Origin of the sequence: Streptomyces bugieae (genome assembly GCF_036352915.1) — a bacterium.
GTDB classification, from domain to species: Bacteria; Actinomycetota; Actinomycetes; order Streptomycetales; family Streptomycetaceae; genus Streptomyces; species Streptomyces endophytica.
Window position 1 is genome coordinate 183,939 of record NZ_JAZBJP010000003.1, and the last position, 15,012, is coordinate 198,950.

18 protein-coding genes are annotated in these 15,012 nt (G+C 72.9%); 10 read left to right on the forward strand and 8 right to left on the reverse strand.

What is annotated here, in order from left to right; genetic code table 11:
• Window positions 1-222: 222 nt before the first annotated feature.
• A complete protein-coding gene (locus V2J85_RS11015) occupies window positions 223-729 on the reverse strand; it encodes a flavin reductase family protein (RefSeq protein WP_261952654.1) in 507 nt (168 codons plus the stop codon).
• Between the two features lie 225 nt (window positions 730-954).
• Window positions 955-1,374 carry a thioredoxin family protein gene (locus V2J85_RS11020; protein ID WP_261952653.1) on the reverse strand — a complete coding sequence of 140 codons (420 nt, stop codon included), beginning with the start codon at window positions 1,372-1,374 and terminating at the stop codon, window positions 955-957.
• A 76-nt stretch (window positions 1,375-1,450) separates the two neighbouring features.
• On the opposite strand from V2J85_RS11020, the gene V2J85_RS11025 reads away from it, so the two are divergent.
• Together V2J85_RS11025 and V2J85_RS11030 are read left to right on the forward strand one after the other, a co-directional pair.
• Complete coding sequence (locus tag V2J85_RS11025) at window positions 1,451-1,879, forward strand: DUF4395 domain-containing protein (protein WP_330821499.1); 429 nt, start codon at window positions 1,451-1,453, stop codon at window positions 1,877-1,879.
• 160 nt (window positions 1,880-2,039) lie between these two features.
• On the forward strand, window positions 2,040-2,750 hold the full coding sequence (locus tag V2J85_RS11030; protein WP_201802411.1) for a lysophospholipid acyltransferase family protein: 711 nt from the start codon (window positions 2,040-2,042) through the stop codon (window positions 2,748-2,750).
• A 39-nt stretch (window positions 2,751-2,789) separates the two neighbouring features.
• Here the strand turns inward: V2J85_RS11030 and V2J85_RS11035 are convergent, their stop codons facing one another.
• From V2J85_RS11035 to V2J85_RS11050, 4 genes are all read right to left on the reverse strand, one after another.
• Window positions 2,790-3,488 carry a B3/B4 domain-containing protein gene (locus tag V2J85_RS11035; RefSeq protein WP_261952651.1) on the reverse strand — a complete coding sequence of 233 codons (699 nt, stop codon included), beginning with the start codon at window positions 3,486-3,488 and terminating at the stop codon, window positions 2,790-2,792.
• A 221-nt stretch (window positions 3,489-3,709) separates the two neighbouring features.
• Window positions 3,710-4,780: a threonine aldolase family protein gene (locus V2J85_RS11040; RefSeq protein ID WP_410011174.1), complete on the reverse strand. Its 1,071-nt coding sequence runs from the start codon at window positions 4,778-4,780 to the stop codon at window positions 3,710-3,712.
• A complete protein-coding gene (locus V2J85_RS11045; protein ID WP_410011173.1) occupies window positions 4,777-5,601 on the reverse strand; it encodes an SDR family NAD(P)-dependent oxidoreductase in 825 nt (274 codons plus the stop codon). Before V2J85_RS11045 ends, V2J85_RS11040 begins: the two co-directional genes overlap by 4 nt.
• Window positions 5,598-6,995, reverse strand: coding sequence for a DUF6421 family protein (locus V2J85_RS11050; protein WP_261952649.1), 1,398 nt, complete (start codon window positions 6,993-6,995; stop codon window positions 5,598-5,600). Before V2J85_RS11050 ends, V2J85_RS11045 begins: the two co-directional genes overlap by 4 nt.
• A 488-nt stretch (window positions 6,996-7,483) precedes the next feature.
• On the opposite strand from V2J85_RS11050, the gene V2J85_RS11055 reads away from it, so the two are divergent.
• The 4 genes from V2J85_RS11055 (at window position 7,484) to V2J85_RS11070 (ending at window position 10,871) form a co-directional block, all read left to right on the forward strand.
• Window positions 7,484-8,167 (forward strand): glycerophosphodiester phosphodiesterase, encoded by a 684-nt coding sequence (locus tag V2J85_RS11055; RefSeq protein ID WP_030413225.1) that lies wholly within the window; start codon window positions 7,484-7,486, stop codon window positions 8,165-8,167.
• 114 nt (window positions 8,168-8,281) lie between these two features.
• Window positions 8,282-9,163 carry an ABC transporter substrate-binding protein gene (locus tag V2J85_RS11060; RefSeq protein WP_261952648.1) on the forward strand — a complete coding sequence of 294 codons (882 nt, stop codon included), beginning with the start codon at window positions 8,282-8,284 and terminating at the stop codon, window positions 9,161-9,163.
• Entirely contained in the window at window positions 9,160-10,065 is a 906-nt protein-coding gene (locus tag V2J85_RS11065) for an amino acid ABC transporter permease (protein ID WP_261952647.1), read from the forward strand. The genes V2J85_RS11060 and V2J85_RS11065 overlap by 4 nt, the downstream gene beginning before the upstream one ends.
• Window positions 10,062-10,871, forward strand: a complete 810-nt coding sequence (locus tag V2J85_RS11070; RefSeq protein WP_261952646.1) for an amino acid ABC transporter ATP-binding protein — start codon at window positions 10,062-10,064, stop codon at window positions 10,869-10,871. The genes V2J85_RS11065 and V2J85_RS11070 overlap by 4 nt, the downstream gene beginning before the upstream one ends.
• A gap of 20 nt (window positions 10,872-10,891) precedes the next feature.
• Here V2J85_RS11070 and V2J85_RS11075 read toward each other — a convergent pair whose 3' ends face one another.
• Window positions 10,892-11,425: a GNAT family N-acetyltransferase gene (locus V2J85_RS11075; protein ID WP_261952645.1), complete on the reverse strand. Its 534-nt coding sequence runs from the start codon at window positions 11,423-11,425 to the stop codon at window positions 10,892-10,894.
• A 119-nt stretch (window positions 11,426-11,544) separates the two neighbouring features.
• Between V2J85_RS11075 and V2J85_RS11080 the strand changes: the two genes are divergently transcribed.
• From V2J85_RS11080 to V2J85_RS11095, 4 genes are all read left to right on the forward strand, one after another.
• Window positions 11,545-11,931 carry a VOC family protein gene (locus V2J85_RS11080; protein ID WP_261952644.1) on the forward strand — a complete coding sequence of 129 codons (387 nt, stop codon included), beginning with the start codon at window positions 11,545-11,547 and terminating at the stop codon, window positions 11,929-11,931.
• 121 nt (window positions 11,932-12,052) lie between these two features.
• The gene (locus V2J85_RS11085) at window positions 12,053-12,646 is read left to right on the forward strand and encodes a DUF5134 domain-containing protein (protein ID WP_330821500.1); all 594 of its coding nucleotides are present in this window, start codon (window positions 12,053-12,055) and stop codon (window positions 12,644-12,646) included.
• 124 nt (window positions 12,647-12,770) lie between these two features.
• A complete protein-coding gene (locus V2J85_RS11090; RefSeq protein WP_261952642.1) occupies window positions 12,771-13,706 on the forward strand; it encodes a M56 family metallopeptidase in 936 nt (311 codons plus the stop codon).
• A 119-nt stretch (window positions 13,707-13,825) separates the two neighbouring features.
• On the forward strand, window positions 13,826-14,524 hold the full coding sequence (locus V2J85_RS11095; protein ID WP_330821501.1) for an HAD family hydrolase: 699 nt from the start codon (window positions 13,826-13,828) through the stop codon (window positions 14,522-14,524).
• A 22-nt stretch (window positions 14,525-14,546) separates the two neighbouring features.
• Here the strand turns inward: V2J85_RS11095 and V2J85_RS11100 are convergent, their stop codons facing one another.
• Complete coding sequence (locus V2J85_RS11100; RefSeq protein WP_261952640.1) at window positions 14,547-14,945, reverse strand: VOC family protein; 399 nt, start codon at window positions 14,943-14,945, stop codon at window positions 14,547-14,549.
• Window positions 14,946-15,012: the final 67 nt, after the last annotated feature.

Genomic DNA, 15,012 nt, shown 5'->3' on the forward strand with positions numbered 1-15,012 from the left:
CGGCTCTCCTACCTGCTTGGTCTCTTCAGAACTGCCTCGTGCTGGCAGCATAGGCGCCTCTCGGGGCGGCTCCCGGTCGGATGCGGTTCCCCACGCCGACCGTCATATTACTCGCCAGTACATCCAGTCTCGTGCCCCGAATCAAGGCCGTCGAAATGTGACCTTCCCAACGGCCCTGATCGGGTGAGGAGCGCGGGTGAGCAGCAGGCCGCGGACGGCGCGTCAGTCGCGCAGCGCGTTGAAGCGGCCCTGGTGGTAGAGGAGGGGGCGGCCGGGCCCCGCGGGGTCGCCGACGACGGGCTGGGCGATCACGATGCGGTGGTCGCCGGCCGGCACCCGGGCGACGACCTTGCAGACCATCCAGGCCAGTACGCCGTCCAGGAGGGGCACGCCCTCGGGGCCGGTGCGCCAGGAGGTGCCGGGTCCGAAGCGGTCCGCGCCGCTGCGCGCGAAGGTGGCGGCCAGGTCGGCCTGGTGCTCGCCGAGTACGTGGATGCCTATGTGGTCGGCCACGGAGACGGCGGGCCAGCTGGAGGCGCCGGTGCCGATGCCGAACGAGAGCAGCGGCGGCTCGGCGGCGACGGAGGTGAGGGAGGTGGCGGTGAAGCCCACCGGGCCGGAGCCCCGGGCGGTGATCACCGCGACGCCGGCGGCGTGCCGGCGGAAGACGGAGCGCAGGAGGTCGGGCGAGGCGGTGCGGGGCGTGCCGAGGTCGGGCGAGACCGTCATGGAGTTGTCCTTCTGCTGGGGCGGACGAGCCGGGGCGGGGCCGCCGGCGCCCGTACGGCGCCCTGCGGCGGTTACGTCGTCGTTGCTCACACGCCCGGACAGCGGGCGCTGGAGGTCCGCAGAAGGTCGACGTGGGCGCGTCCGTAGAGAAGGGTTCCTGGCCGCATCACGTCAGACTGACGATGCGCGACCCGTAGCGTCAAGGGCGGCCCGGTATCTGGGAGATCAATCACGGACGGCCGCCCCGAGCGCCGCGATGACGTCGGACTTGCGGGGCTGCCCGGAGGCGCGGCGGACGATCGCGCCGTCCGCGTCGAGCACCAGCACCGTCGGGGTGCGCAGCACGTTCAGCTCCCGTACGAGGTCGAGGTGGGCCTCGGCGTCGATCTCCACATGGGCCACCCCCTCGACCATGCCGGCGACCTCGGCGAGGGTGCGCCGGGTGGCCCGGCAGGGCTGGCAGAAGGCGCTGGAGAACTGCAGCAGGGTGGCCCGCTCCCCCAGCGCAGCACCGATCTCCGCGGCACCGAGCCGCGCCGTTTCGTCCCGCTTGCGCACCGACAGTCTCCCGTTGCGGCGTTGGTGCCACACGCCGAAGAGGCTCGCTGCCGCGAGCACCGCGAGGCACACCATGAGTCCGGTCATCGAGGGGTGCAGCGTTCACAGGACCGCAAAGATTCCCGGCGCTCCGCACGGGCTTTTCCGGGGGAAGGTAGGGGGCATGACGAGCGACGGGATCGACGACCGGATCGACGTACGCGGCCCCCGGTTCGGGGCGGCGCTGACGGCCGTGGTGCTGGCGGCGGCGCTGATCAGCGGGAGCGGATGGCTGCTGGCCTGCCAGGCGCTGGTCTTCGCCGTCGGGGCGGTGGCCGGGGTCCAGCGGTCGCCCTACGCCTGGCTGTTCAGGGTGGCGGTGCGGCCGCGGCTGTCCGCGCCGACGGCGTTCGAGGACCCGGCCCCGCCGCGCTTCGCCCAGAGCGTCGGGCTGTTCTTCGCGCTGGTGGGTCTGGCCAGCTTCGCCGCGGGGGCGCCGTGGCTGGGCCTCGCGGCCACGGCGGCGGCCCTCGCGGCGGCCTTCCTCAATGCCGCTTTCGGGTACTGCCTGGGGTGCGAAATGTACCTTCTGCTGCGGCGGGCGGCCGGCTGAGCCGGTCCGGTACGTGACGAGGATCTCCCGCCCGGGACGGTCGGCGCGCTGGCCGCGGCGGCCGCAATCGGGCACGATCTCCCGAAAGCCGCAGTGACGACGGCGTAGGTTTCCGCCGGGAGAACCCTCCCCAGGCATGGAAAAAGGGGTCCTCCGGACAATGGCAGAGCTCGTCTACCCGCCCGTGATCGGTGCCGCGCGCACGCTCTTCAAGGCGCTCGACCTGAAATTCGACATCGCCGGGACGGAGAACGTTCCGCGCCGCGGCGGGGCGGTACTGGTGAGCAATCACATCGGGTACCTGGACTTCGTCTTCGCGGGGCTCGCCGCGCGTCCGGCGAAGCGGCTGGTGCGGTTCATGGCGAAGGAGTCGGTGTTCCGGCACAAGGTGTCCGGGCCGCTGATGCGGGCGATGAAGCACATCCCGGTGGACCGCGCGCAGGGCATGCACGCCTACAAGCACGCGCTGACGGCGCTGCGTTCGGGCGAGATCATCGGGGTCTTCCCGGAGGCGACCATCTCCGAGTCGTTCACCCTGAAGTCCTTCAAGTCGGGCGCGGCGCGGCTGGCGCAGGAGGCCGGGGTGCCGCTGCTGCCGGTGGCGCTGTGGGGCACCCAGCGGCTGTGGACCAAGGGCCACAAGCGGGACCTGGGGCGGAACCACATCCCGATCACGATCCGGGTCGGCGAGCCGGTGGCGGCCGATCCGGCCGAGCCGGCCGAGAAGATCACCGACCGGCTGCGGGCCCGCGTCCAGGACCTGCTGGAGGCCGCCCAGCGCGCCTACCCGGTACGGCCCAAGGGCCCGGACGACACCTGGTGGATCCCGGCCCACCTCGGCGGCACGGCACCGGCGGCGCCCGGCGCGTGACGCCGGCCCGCGGCCGGGCCGGGCTCCGTCGGCCCGCCGCTATGCGGTCCGGATCCCGCCGAGCTCGACCCGGGCGCCGGGGCAGCTCTTCTGCAGCGCCTCGGCCAGTTCCTCGCCCGCGGCCGCGAGGTCGTCGAGGGACATCGGAGCCATCCGTTCCAGCAGGAACAGGGCGCTGACGGAGTCCTCGGTCAGCCGGGTGCGGACGCCCTGACGCCAGTTCCAGCGGCGGCAGGTGACGCCCTCGTCGTCGCACCACACCACCTCGCCGGCGTCGGGGTGCTCGATCACCTCGGTGCCGCCGGCCGCGGTCGCGAACGGCTCGTCGCCGGCCGCCCGGACGAGTCGCATACCGCCCTGGATGCGGTCCAGGTCCTCGCCGCCGACGGGGACGAGGTGGGCGACGCTGATCGCGTTGTAGAGGTCGACGAGGCGGTTGATCCGCGGCAGCCCGCCGTCCGCGAGGGCGCGCCGGGCCAGCGCCTCGGCGGAGTTGCGGGTGCGCGAGGGCTTGGCGCCGAAGGCGGTGTACGCGGCGCGCCAGGCGGCGAGGTGCGGGTCGTCCTGCGGGGCGCGCCCGTCGAGGCGCCGGACCAGCCGGCGGGTGGCCTCGTCCAGCAGTGCGGCGCTCGACGCGTCGCTGGGCCCGTTGGTCAGGCCGTGGGCTTCGACGGCGAGGTGGGCGAAGCCCGGCGCCAGGGCGCGTACCTCGTCGGAGACGTACAGGGATGTGGGCATGGGCCGTTCCTCGCAGGTCGTGGCGGTGGCTGCCGGCGGCGCGGCCGGTCGGCGGCCGTCCGGCGGCATTGCAGCACGACCCGGCGCGGTAAAGCAAACCGTACTGGGGAGTTCATTGTGGTGTACCGGCGGCGGCGCCGCGAGTGTGCCGGAAAAGGGCCGCGCCCGGCCGGTGGTCACGTCATGACCTCCGGCCGGGCGCGGGCCCGTCGGGTCCGGCGTCAGCGGGCGATTTCCTCCCGGAGCGCGGCGAGGAAGCCGTCCACGTCCTCCTCGGTGGTGTCGAACGCGCACATCCAGCGCACATCGCCGGCCTGCTCGTCCCAGAAGTAGAAGCGGTAGCGCTTCTGGAGGCGTTCGCTCACGTCGTGCGGCAGCCGGGCGAAGACCGCGTTGGACTGCACCGGGTAGAGGATCTCCACCCCGTCGATCTGCCGGACGCCGGCCGCCAGCCGCTGCGCCATGGTGTTGGCGTGCCGGGCGTTGCGCAGCCACAGGTCCTTGGCGAGCAGTGCCTCCAACTGGACGGAGACGAAGCGCATCTTGGAGGCCAGCTGCATGGACAGCTTGCGCAGATGCTTCATCGCGCGCACCCGGTCGGGGTTGAGCACGACCACGGCCTCACCGAAGACCGCGCCGTTCTTCGTGCCCCCGTAGGAGAGGATGTCGACGCCCACGGCGTTGGTGAAGGCCCGCATGGGGACGTCCAGCGTCGCCGCGGCGTTGGCTATCCGCGAACCGTCCAGATGGACCACCATGCCGCGCTCATGGGCGTGTTCGCAGATGGCCCGGATCTCGTCGGGGGTGTAGACCGTGCCGAGCTCCGTGCTCTGGGTGATCGAGACGACCTGCGGCATGGCGCGGTGCTCGTCGTCCCAGCCCCAGGCCTGGCGGTCGATCAGCTCGGGGGTGAGCTTGCCGTCCTCGGTCGGCACGGTGAGCAGCTTCAGCCCGCCGACCCGCTCGGGCGCACCGCACTCGTCGACGTTGATGTGTGCCGTCTCGGCGGCGACCACCGCGCCCCAGCGGTCGGTCACGGCCTGGAGGGCGACGACGTTGGCGCCGGTGCCGTTGAACACCGGGAACGCCTGCGCCCGCTGCCCGAAGTGGCTGCGGAACACCCGCTGGAGGTGCTCGGTGTAGTCGTCCTCGCCGTAGGCGATCTGGTGACCGCCGTTGGCGAGGGCGAGCGCGGCCAGCACCTCGGGGTGGGCGCCGGCGTAGTTGTCGCTGGCGAAGCCGCGGATCTGCGGATCGTGGTGCTGCCGGGCGTCGGTCTTCGCTCCGGTCACGGCTCGGGGGTCAGCCACAGACGCTGTCCATTCACTTCCTGGGCGGGCCGGTCCCAGACCCCGGCGATGGCCTCGGCCAGCTCCGAGACGTCCGTGAAGCCCGCGAACTTGGCGTTCGGTCGCTCGGCGCGCATCTGGTCGTTGACGAGCGCCTTGACGACCAGGATGGCAGCCGCGGCGCGCGGTCCCTGCTCGCCCCCCGACTTGCGGAAGCCGTCCGCCATGGCGAGCGTCCAGGCCTCGGCGGCGGCCTTGGAGGCGGCGTAGGCGGCGTTGCCCGCGGTGGGCTTGCTGGCACCGGCCGCGCTGATCAGGAGGAAGCGGCCGTTGCCGCTGCGCTCCAGGGCGTCGTGGAAGGCGAGCGAGGTGTGCTGGACGGTGCGGATCAGGAGCCGGTGCAGGGCGTCCCAGTCCGCCAGGTCGGTCTCGGCGAACGTGGACGAGCCGCGCCAGCCGCCGACGAGGTGCACCAGACCGTCGATCCGGCCGAATTCCTTCTCCGTGCGGTCCGCCCATTCGCGGGTCTGCTCGGGGTCCAGGAGGTCGACGGTGTCCCCGATCACCGTGGCGCCGCCGTGGGCGTAACGGGCCGCGTCCACGGCCTCGGCGAGCCGCTCGGGGTTGGCGTCCGAGCCGACCACCACGGCGCCCGCCTCGGCCAGCCGCAGCAGCGTGGCCCGGCCGGCCGGACCGGCCGCTCCCGCCACCGCGATGACCGCACCCTCCAGCGGCCCGCGACCGCCCGTCGAATTCACCATCTCCGTCGCCTCCTCGTCCTGCTCCTGGACGGCCGTGGGCCGGTTGTCACGGTCGGTGCTCATGCCGCCGCCAGCGTGTCGCTGTGGGCGGTGATGCCCTTGGTCGAGGCGATCACGGACCGCAGCTTCTTGGCGAGCGCCTCGTAGAACATGCTCAGCGGGAATTCGTCGGGGAGCACGTCGTCCACGAGCTTGCGCGGCGGCTGGTCCAGGTCGAGGGCGTCCGGTCCCTTGGCCCAGACCGAGCCCGGGTGCGGGGCGAGATAGGTCGAGACGAGGTCGTACGCGGCGAACCAGTGGACCAGCTTGGGCCGGTCGATGCCGTCGCGGTAGAGCTTTTCGATCTCGCCGCACAGCTCGTTGGTGACCTTGGGCGCCCGCTCCCAGTCGATGTGCAGTGTGTTGTCCGTCCAGCGTACGACGTCGTGCTTGTGCAGGTACGCGAAGAGCAGCTGGCCGCCCAGGCCGTCGTAGTTGCGGACCCGGTCGCCGGTGACCGGGAAGCGGAACATCCGGTCGAAGATCACCGCGAACTGCACGTCGCGGGCCTGGGAGTAGCCCTCGGCCTCCAGCTTCACGGCCTCCTTGAAGGCGGTGAGGTCACAGCGCAGCTCCTCCAGGCCGTACATCCAGAACGGCTGGCGCTGCTTGATCATGAAGGGGTCGAACGGCAGGTCGCCGTGGCTGTGGGTGCGGTCGTGGACCATGTCCCACAGGACGAACGCCTCCTGGCAGCGCTCCTGGTCGGTGAGCATCTCGCTGATGTCCTCGGGTACTTCGAGGCCGAGCGTCTCGACGGCGGCCTCGGTGACCCGGCGGAAGCGGGCGGCCTCGCGGTCGCAGAAGATGCCGCCCCAGGTGAACCGCGCGGGGGCCTCGCGGACCGCGATGGTCTCCGGGAAGAGGACCGCGGAGTTGGTGTCGTAGCCGGCGGTGAAGTCCTCGAAGGTGATGCCGCAGAAGAGGGGGTTGTCGTAGCGGGTGCGCTCCAGCTCGGCGAGCCAGTCCGGCCAGACCATGCGCAGCACCACGGCCTCGAAGTTGCGGTCCGGGTTGCCGTTCTGGGTGTACATGGGGAACAGCACCAGGTGCTGGAGGCCGTCGGCGCGCTGCCGGGCGGGCTGGAAGGCGAGCAGCGAGTCCAGGAAGTCCGGCACGCCGAAGCCGTCGTCGGCCCAGCGGCGCAGGTCGGCGACGAGCGCCTCGTGGTAGGCGGCGTCGTGCGGGACCAGCGGGGCGAGCTCCCGGACGGCCGCTATCACCCGCTCGACCTCGGCGCGCACGGCGTCCGCGGTGGGCGCGCCGTCGGCCGCGAGGTCGATCGCACCGTCCTTGGACTGCCAGGGCCGGATGGTCTCGACGGCGTCCTTGAGCACGGGCCACGCCGGGTGGTCCACCACGCGCTCCGCGGTCCCAGTGCCTCCCGGGACACCCACAGGCGAAAGAATTTCCGTCATGACTGCCCTCCGGCGGTAGATCGTGTTGTCAGCACACGGTAACCAGCCAAGGATCGTCCGCTCAAGTGGGGGATCCGAAAATTATCCGGCCGGCACCCCGTCCCGACCCTCATTTTTCCTGTCGGAGCGCGATCCCGCGACACTTACTGCCCGTAGCGGCAAGGGATTTGGCACTTTCTCCGGTTGCGGCCGGTGTGGCATATGCCACACTCCCCCGCCGTCGCCGGTGAACGGAGTGAGGGCTTCCGGGGGCGGCCCGGTGGCTGTCGCGTCAGCGGGGCGGGGGCGCGCCCACGTGTGGGTGACGAGGGGTGGAGGCGGATATGGCGGGTACGCGTACTGGACACACCGCGGGGTCGTTCGGCAACCGGTTTCGGGACGTACGGGCCGTTAGGCTGAGCGCCGTTTCGCACGCCGTTGCCGACGGTCGACGGTCGACACCGGCAGTGAGCCGACAGCACTACCGAGCCGACAGAAGCGAGGCAGCCTTGTCCTTTCTCACCATCGGGCACCGCGGGATCATGGGCGTCGAGCCGGAGAACACCCTGCGCTCCTTCGTACGTGCCGAGCACGAGGGCGTCGACGTCATCGAGCTGGACCTGCATCTGAGCAAGGACGGCGCGCTGGTCGTCATGCACGACGCGGACGTGGACCGGACCACCGACGGGGCCGGGCCGATCGCCGAGCGCACCCTCGCCGAGCTGCGCGAGCTGGACGCCGGCCAGGGCGAGCGGATCCCGGTGTTCGAGGAGGTCGTGGACGCGGTGAAGGCACCGCTCCAGGCCGAGATCAAGGACGTGGCGGCCGCGCAGGCGCTGGCCGAGGTGATGCGGGCGCGCGATCTGACCGGCCGGGTCGAGGTGATCTCCTTCCACGACGAGGCGCTCGCGGCGATCCGCACGCTGCTGCCCGGGGTGCGCACCGCCCTGGTCGGCAGCCGCTACGGCGCCGACGTCGTCGACCGCGCCCAGGCCGTCGGCGCGTACATGCTGTCGCTGAACATCCGCCGGCTCACCCTGGAGCTGGTCGAGCGGGCGCACGCCGCGCAGCTGAAGGTCGTCGCCTGGACGGTCAACACCCACGACCAGCTCCGGCTGGCCCGCGGCCTCGGCCTGGACGGGGTGGTGACCGACCTCCCGGAGATCCGGCGCGCGGTGCGCTTCACCGCCTGACGGACCGCCGGACGGGGAAATCCGCAGTTCACCGCCGCGCAACAGGCTTCCAGCATGCGGACGTTTTCCCCGATGATCTCGACAGACGGCCCTGCGCACTGCCACTCTCCCGCCATGCGCCTCGTCAACCGCCCTCTTCGCCTGGCCACTTGCGCCGCCGTCGTGCTGCTCACCGCGGCCGTCGGCTGCGCCCCGCAGGACGAGTCCCCCGGTGGCCCGCGGGCCACCGGGCAGGGCAAGCAGAGCTGCGACCGCGGCAAACTCGCCACGGTGCAGGCCGGGAAGCTCACCGTCGGCACCGACAAACCGGCCTACGCGCCGTGGTTCCAGGACGACGACCCGGCCAGCGGCAAGGGATTCGAATCGGCCGTCGCCTACGCCGTCGCCCGGCAGCTGGGCTACGGCAAGGCCGCGGTGGACTGGCAGACCGTGCCGTTCACCAACGCCTTCGCGCCCGGCGCGAAGAAGTTCGACTTCGACATCAACCAGATCTCCATCAGCGCGCAGCGCAAGCACGCGGTGGCGTTCTCCTCCGGCTACTACGACGTGCGCCAGGCGGTCATCGCGCTCAAGGGCTCCAAGGCCGCCCGTGCCAGGAGCATCGCCGACCTCCGGCACGTCAAGCTCGGTGCCCAGGTCGGCAGCACCAGCCTGGACGTCGTCAACGACACCATCCACCCGGACCGGACCGCCGCGGTCTTCCAGAAGAACGACTACGCGAAGACGGCCCTGAAGAACGGCCAGGTCGACGCGATCGTCACCGACCTGCCGACGGCGTTCTACATCACCTCGGCCGAGGTCAAGGACGCCGAGGTGGTGGGCCAGTTCGCGGACAGCGGCAGCGCGAAGGAGCAGTTCGGGCTGGTGCTGGACAAGGAGAGCCGGATCACCGGGTGCGTGACGGCCGCGGTCGACGCGCTCCGGAAGAACGGCACGCTCGCCGCGCTGGAGAAGAAGTGGCTGACCGACGCCGTCGACGTTCCGGTGCTCAAGTGACGTACGAAGAGGGGGTGTTGAAGACCCCGGAGCGAGGCGAGGAGCCGGACGGGGACGGCTATGTGCCGTCCGCGCGGCGGATCGAGCGGGAGCGGTTCAAGCGGGCCAGGGCCCGCCGGGCGGCGGCGGTCGCCGCGCTGAGCACCCTGGTCACCGCCGTCGTGCTGTTCGTCGTGATCACCGGCTCCCCGGGCTGGCCACGCACCCGGGACACGTTCTTCAGCGCCGCGTACGCCCGCAAGGCGCTGCCCCAGGTGCTGGACGGGCTGCTGCTGAACCTGCGGCTGCTGGTGGTGTGCGGGGCGGCGGTGCTGGTGCTCGGGCTGCTGCTGGCGGTGGCCCGCACGCTGCGCGGCCCGGTGTTCTTCCCGCTGCGCGCGCTGGCCACCGCGTACACCGACTTCTTCCGCGGGCTGCCGCTGATCATCTGTCTGCTGATGGTGGTGTTCGGGGTGCCGGCGCTGCGGCTGCAGGGCGTCACCACCGATCCGGTGGTGCTCGGCGGGGCCGCGCTGGTGCTGACGTACTCGGCGTACGTGGCCGAGGTCTTCCGGGCCGGGATCGAATCGGTGCACCCCTCGCAGCGGGCCGCGGCCCGGTCGCTGGGGCTCTCCAGCGGGCAGGCGCTGCGGTTCGTGGTGCTGCCGCAGGCCGTGCGGCGGGTGGTGCCGCCGCTGCTCAACGACCTGGTCTCGCTGCAGAAGGACACCGGTCTGGTGTCCATCGCCGGCGCGGTGGACGCGGTGTACGCCGCGCAGATCATCGCCGGCAAGGACTTCAACTTCACGCCCTACGTCGTGGCCGGGCTGGTCTTCGTCGCGCTGACGATCCCGATGACCCGGTTCACGGACTGGGTCACGGCCCGGATGGACCGCCGGCGCGCCCAGGGAGGGCTGGTATGAGCACGACGGACCGCACACCGCGGCCCGCCGCCGAGAAGGCCGCGGCGGCTTCGGGGGACGGCCCCGTACTGCGGCTGGAATCGGTGCGCAAGACGTACGGGCGGGGCACGGTCGTGCTGCGGGACGTGGACCTGGAGGTGCCCCCGCACACCGTGACCGCGCTGATCGGGGCCTCCGGGTCGGGCAAATCGACGCTGCTGCGCTGCGCCAACCTGCTGGAGGAGATCGACGACGGGGCGATCTTCCTGGACGGCGCGGAGATCACCGATCCGCGGACCGACGCGGACGCGGTGCGGCGCCGGATCGGGGTGGTCTTCCAGGCGTACAACCTCTTCCCGCACATGACCGTGCTGGACAACATCACGCTGGCGCCGCGCCGGGTGCACGGGGTGCCGCGCGCCGAGGCGGAGGAGCGGGCCCGGGAACTGCTGGACCGGCTGGGGCTCGGCGGGCGGGCCGGGGAGTATCCCGACCGGCTCAGCGGCGGCCAGCAGCAGCGGGTCGCGATCGTCCGGGCACTGGCCGGGCGGCCCCGGCTGCTGCTGCTCGACGAGATCACCGCGGCGCTCGACCCGGAGCTGGTCGGCGAGGTCCTCGGCGTGGTCCGCGACCTCAAGGAGGAGGGCATGACCATGGTCATCGCCACCCATGAGATGGGCTTCGCGCGGGACGTCGCCGACCAGGTGTGCTTCCTGGACGGCGGGGTGGTGCTGGAACGCGGCACGCCCGGGCAGGTCTTCGGGGAGCCGCGGCACGACCGCACCCGGCAGTTCCTGCAGCGGATCATCCAGGCGGGGCGGCTGTAGCGCGCCCCGCGGGGGACGGGTCAGCCCAGCGGCTTGGCCAGCACCTCGAACTCCAGGTCGTCGCGCTGCGGGATGCCGAACCGCTCGTCGCCGTACGGGAACGGGCTGAACTCGCCGGTGCGGCGGTAACCGCGGCGCTCGTACCAGGCGATCAGTTCGGTGCGCTGCCGGATGACGGTCATCCGCATCTCTTGGGCGTCCCAGGTCTCCCGGGCGGTCCGCTCGGCCTCGGCGAGCATGGTCCGGCCGAAGCCGCCGCCCTGGAGCGCGGGGCGCACCGCGAACATCCCGAAGTACGCGTGGTCGCCGCGGTGTTCGAGCTGGCAGCAGGCGGTCAGCGCGCCGTCCCGCTCGGCGACCAGCAGCAGCCCGGTCTCGTGCCGCACCACGGCGGCGACGCCCTCCGGGTCGGTGCGCTGGCCCTCCAGCAGATCGGCCTCCGTGGTCCAGCCGGCCCGGCTCGCGTCGCCCCGGTACGCCGATTCGATGAGGTCGACGAGGCCGGGGACGTCGGAGTCGACGGCGGTGCGGAAGATCAGCTCGGTGGTGGGCATGGCGGGCGGGGTCCTCTCGGGCCGGGCGGGGCGGAGCCGGGCGGCTGGCGGATCCGAGGCTAACAAGAGGTGCGCGCGCCGTGTCGGGGCCGCTGCGCGGGCGGCGTAGGGTCGCCGGCATGGTGCATGTACTGAGCAGCAGGGTGCTGTTGCGGCCGTCCGATCCGGAGCGGTCGCGGGCGTTCTACGGCGAGGCGCTGGGGCTGGAGATCTACCGGGAGTTCGGCACCGGTCCCGAGCGCGGCACGGTCTACTTCCTCGGCGGCGGCTACCTGGAGGTCTCCGGTCGCGCCACGGAGCCGGCCACGGACTCCCTCCGGCTGTGGCTCCAGGTGGCGGACGCGCAGGCCGCGCACCGGAAGCTGGTGGAGCGCGGGGTCGAGGTGCTGCGGCCGCCGGTGCAGGAGCCCTGGGGGCTGATCGAGATGTGGATCGCCGACCCGGACGGGCACCGCATCGTGCTCACCGAGGTCCCGGCGGACCATCCGCTGCGCTACCGGCCCTAGGAGCGTCTCCCGCTCGCTTCCGCGCTCCCGGTTTGCGCCCGTGCGCTCCCGTGTGCGGCCTGTCCCGCGGGCATCCTGCAGCCGACGCGTACGGGTGGCGACGGCCGCAGGGAGGCGCTTCGTGCACGCACCACCGTTGGTCGGCTGGCTGCTGGTCCTGTTGTGCGCGGGCGCCGGGGCGTACTGCCTGGCCCGGGCCGGCGGCGTACCGGCGGCGCAGCGGGCGGCGGCCCGCGGGGAAGGCGTGATGGCGCTGGGGATGGCGGCGATGGCCGTGCCGGCGTCCGTGGCGCCGCCGCCGTGGTCGCCGTGGCTGTTCACCGCGGGCTTCGGGGCGGCGGCCGTGGCGGCACTGGTGCGCCGGCATCTGCACCACGCGGTGGGCGCACTGACGATGGTGTACATGGCGCTGGCGATGGTGTGGCCGGGCGGTCCCGCGGGCCGGCCGGGGGCGGGCCACGGCATGGCCGGGATGGACCACCTGGGCGCGATGACGCACTCCGCGCCGGGCGGGGTGCCGTGGGTGACGGGTCTGCTGCTCGTCTACTACACGGTCTATGTGATCGGCGCGGGTGTCCGGCTGGTGCCGGCGGCGGGCGGGCCGGCGGTGGCCGGGGCGCCCGCCGGGGCGGGCGGGGCCGGGACGGCCGACGTGCTGCGCGCCTGCCGGGTGGCGATGGGCATCGGCATGCTGGCGATGCTGCTCATGATGTGAGCCCGGCGGCGCGCCCACGGGCCGGTACGGCCGCCTCCGTTCCACACCTCCGGCCGGGGTGGCGTACGTCACTTCCGATGCATGCCTGTACCAACGAGTAGTCGCGCGCTCATAGGCTGACGCCATGATGGTCCCTCTCGCGCTGATGATTCTCGGCGCGCTGGCCGCGTCGATGGCGCCGCGGCTGATGGCCCGTTCGGACTGGCCCGACCGCGAACCGGTGCTCGCCCTGTGGGTGTGGCAGTGCGTGGTGGCCGGTGTTCTGCTGTGCTGCATCCTCGCGATGTCGCTGAGCGCGGCGGCCGCCTGGGAATCCGTCCGCAGCCCGGTGTTCGGCCCGGCGCCCCGGGTGGTCGTCGAGGCGTACGCCCTGCAGGGCTACGGGCCTTGGGCCGGTGTGCTGGCCCTGCTGCTCGCCGGCGGCGGTGCCTGGACGGGCCTCGCGCTGACCCGGGAGGTGCGCGACGCACGGGCCCGCCGGCGCCGGAGCCGGGACGAGTTGCGGCGGCGGGTCCCGCTGCTGCCCGGCGAGGAACCGGCCGGTGAGCGGCTGGTCGTCCTGGAGGGCGACCGCCCGGAGGCGTGGTGGCTGCACCATTCCTCGCCCCAACTGGTCCTCACCACCGCGGCGTTGCGGAGACTGAAGGGCCGTCAGCTCGATGCGCTGATCGCCCATGAGCAGGGCCATCTGCGGGCCCGGCACGATCTGCTGCTCTACTGCGCCTCGGCGCTGGCCGCCGGCTTCCCGCAGATCCCGGTGTTCGCGGCGTTCCGCGACCAGGTGCACCGGCTGGTCGAACTGGCCGCCGACGACGTGGCCTCGCGCCGCTTCGGCCGGCTGACGGTCGCCCTGGCCCTGGTCGAACTCAACGAGGACCGCGGGGTGTTCGGCCCCTGCCCGACGCAGCTCGCCCAGGTCCCGCAGCGGGTGGACCGGCTGCTCGCCCCCGCCCCGCGCTTCACGCCGGGCCGCCGGCTGCGGATGACGGCCTGCGCCGTCCTGGTCCCGGCGGTACCGCTGCTGGTGACGTTCATCCCCGGGCTGTCCGCGCTGACCTGAGGGCCGGGCCGGGTGCCGGGGGCCGGGGGCCGGGCACGATGGCCGGAAAGGCCCTGGGCGGGCCGCGTGCTCCGTGCCCGCCCGTCGCCCCGCGCGCCGTTCCGGGACACGATGGGGCCATGACCACGATCAAGGGTGTGCTCTTCGACTTCTCCGGGACGCTGCTGCGGATCGAGCCCGCGGAGTCCTGGCTGCGTGCCGCGCTGACCGCGACCGGGGTCGCCATGGACGAGGCGGAGCTGGCCCGCCGGGCGGCCGAGCTGGAGCGGGCCGGGGCGCTGCCCGGCGGCTCCTCCCCCGTCGCGCTGCCCGACGGACTGGCCGGGCTGTGGGAGATCCGGGACCGGGACGCCGCCCGTCACCGTGCGCTGTACACCGGGCTGGCCCGTCAAGTCCCGCTGCCGGCCGAGGAGTTGTACGACGCGCTCTACGCACGTCATATGACGGCGGCGGCCTGGCGGCCCTACCCGGACGCCGCCGAGGTGCTGGCGGAGCTGCGCCGGCGGGGCATCCGGACCGGCGTGCTGAGCAACATCGGCTGGGACCTGCGGCCGGTGCTGCGCGCGCACGGCCTGGCCCGTTATCTGGACAGCTGTGTGCTGTCGTTCGAGCACGGCCTGCAGAAGCCGGATCCGCGGCTGTTCGCGGTGGCCTGCGGGGAGCTGGGCCTGGACCCGTCGACCGTGCTGATGGTGGGCGACGACCGTACGGCGGACGGCGGGGCGACCGCGCTCGGCTGCGCCTACCTGCCGGTGGACCATCTGCCGGTGGAGCGCCGGCCGGACGGGCTGCGCCCGGTGCTGGACCTGGTGGGGTGAGCGGCACCGGGCCCGGGCCGGGTCAGCCGGCGGTGCGCGGCGCCAGCCACTGCTGGAGTTCGAGGAGGTTGCCCTCGGGGTCCCTGAGGTGGGCCACCCGCATCCGGTCGGTCATCGGGGCCGGGCCGTGGTCCAGGACCGCGCCGCGCCCGGTGAGCTCGGCGCAGTAGCCGTCGAGGTCGTCGACGCGCAACGCGACGAGGGCGCGGTGTCCGGCCGGGGGTGCCGCCAGGTCGGCGAGGACCTGGGCCAGCTGCGCGCGGTCCTGGAGGGCGATGCCCGCGGAGCCCCGGTCGCAGGTGAACTTGGCGTACGGGCCGTCCTCGGCCTCGAACTGCGGGGTGAGACCCAGCACGTCCCGGTAGAAGCGGTAGCAGCCGCGGAAGTCCGTGACGAGCAGGCGGACCTGGGCGAGTTCCATCCGTGTGTTCCCCCGTGAGAAGTGCTGACCGAGCCGCCGTGACCGGTGTGCGCGGTCGTGGGCGGCG

What these genes read in the sequence shown, in the direction of transcription:
- V2J85_RS11030 (WP_201802411.1), top strand. Translation starts at nt 2,040, where the DNA reads ATGGCAGAGCTCGTCTACCCGCCCGTGATCGGTGCCGCGCGCACGCTC.
- V2J85_RS11035 (WP_261952651.1), bottom strand. Translation starts at nt 3,488, where the DNA reads ATGCCCACATCCCTGTACGTCTCCGACGAGGTACGCGCCCTGGCGCCG.
- V2J85_RS11070 (WP_261952646.1), top strand. Translation starts at nt 10,062, where the DNA reads ATGAGCACGACGGACCGCACACCGCGGCCCGCCGCCGAGAAGGCCGCG.
- V2J85_RS11045 (WP_410011173.1), bottom strand. Translation starts at nt 5,601, where the DNA reads ATGAGCACCGACCGTGACAACCGGCCCACGGCCGTCCAGGAGCAGGAC.
- V2J85_RS11050 (WP_261952649.1), bottom strand. Translation starts at nt 6,995, where the DNA reads ATGACGGAAATTCTTTCGCCTGTGGGTGTCCCGGGAGGCACTGGGACC.
- V2J85_RS11095 (WP_330821501.1), top strand. Translation starts at nt 13,826, where the DNA reads ATGACCACGATCAAGGGTGTGCTCTTCGACTTCTCCGGGACGCTGCTG.
- V2J85_RS11020 (WP_261952653.1), bottom strand. Translation starts at nt 1,374, where the DNA reads ATGACCGGACTCATGGTGTGCCTCGCGGTGCTCGCGGCAGCGAGCCTC.
- V2J85_RS11015 (WP_261952654.1), bottom strand. Translation starts at nt 729, where the DNA reads ATGACGGTCTCGCCCGACCTCGGCACGCCCCGCACCGCCTCGCCCGAC.
- V2J85_RS11075 (WP_261952645.1), bottom strand. Translation starts at nt 11,425, where the DNA reads ATGCCCACCACCGAGCTGATCTTCCGCACCGCCGTCGACTCCGACGTC.
- V2J85_RS11080 (WP_261952644.1), top strand. Translation starts at nt 11,545, where the DNA reads ATGGTGCATGTACTGAGCAGCAGGGTGCTGTTGCGGCCGTCCGATCCG.
- V2J85_RS11090 (WP_261952642.1), top strand. Translation starts at nt 12,771, where the DNA reads ATGATGGTCCCTCTCGCGCTGATGATTCTCGGCGCGCTGGCCGCGTCG.
- V2J85_RS11100 (WP_261952640.1), bottom strand. Translation starts at nt 14,945, where the DNA reads ATGGAACTCGCCCAGGTCCGCCTGCTCGTCACGGACTTCCGCGGCTGC.
- V2J85_RS11025 (WP_330821499.1), top strand. Translation starts at nt 1,451, where the DNA reads ATGACGAGCGACGGGATCGACGACCGGATCGACGTACGCGGCCCCCGG.
- V2J85_RS11060 (WP_261952648.1), top strand. Translation starts at nt 8,282, where the DNA reads ATGCGCCTCGTCAACCGCCCTCTTCGCCTGGCCACTTGCGCCGCCGTC.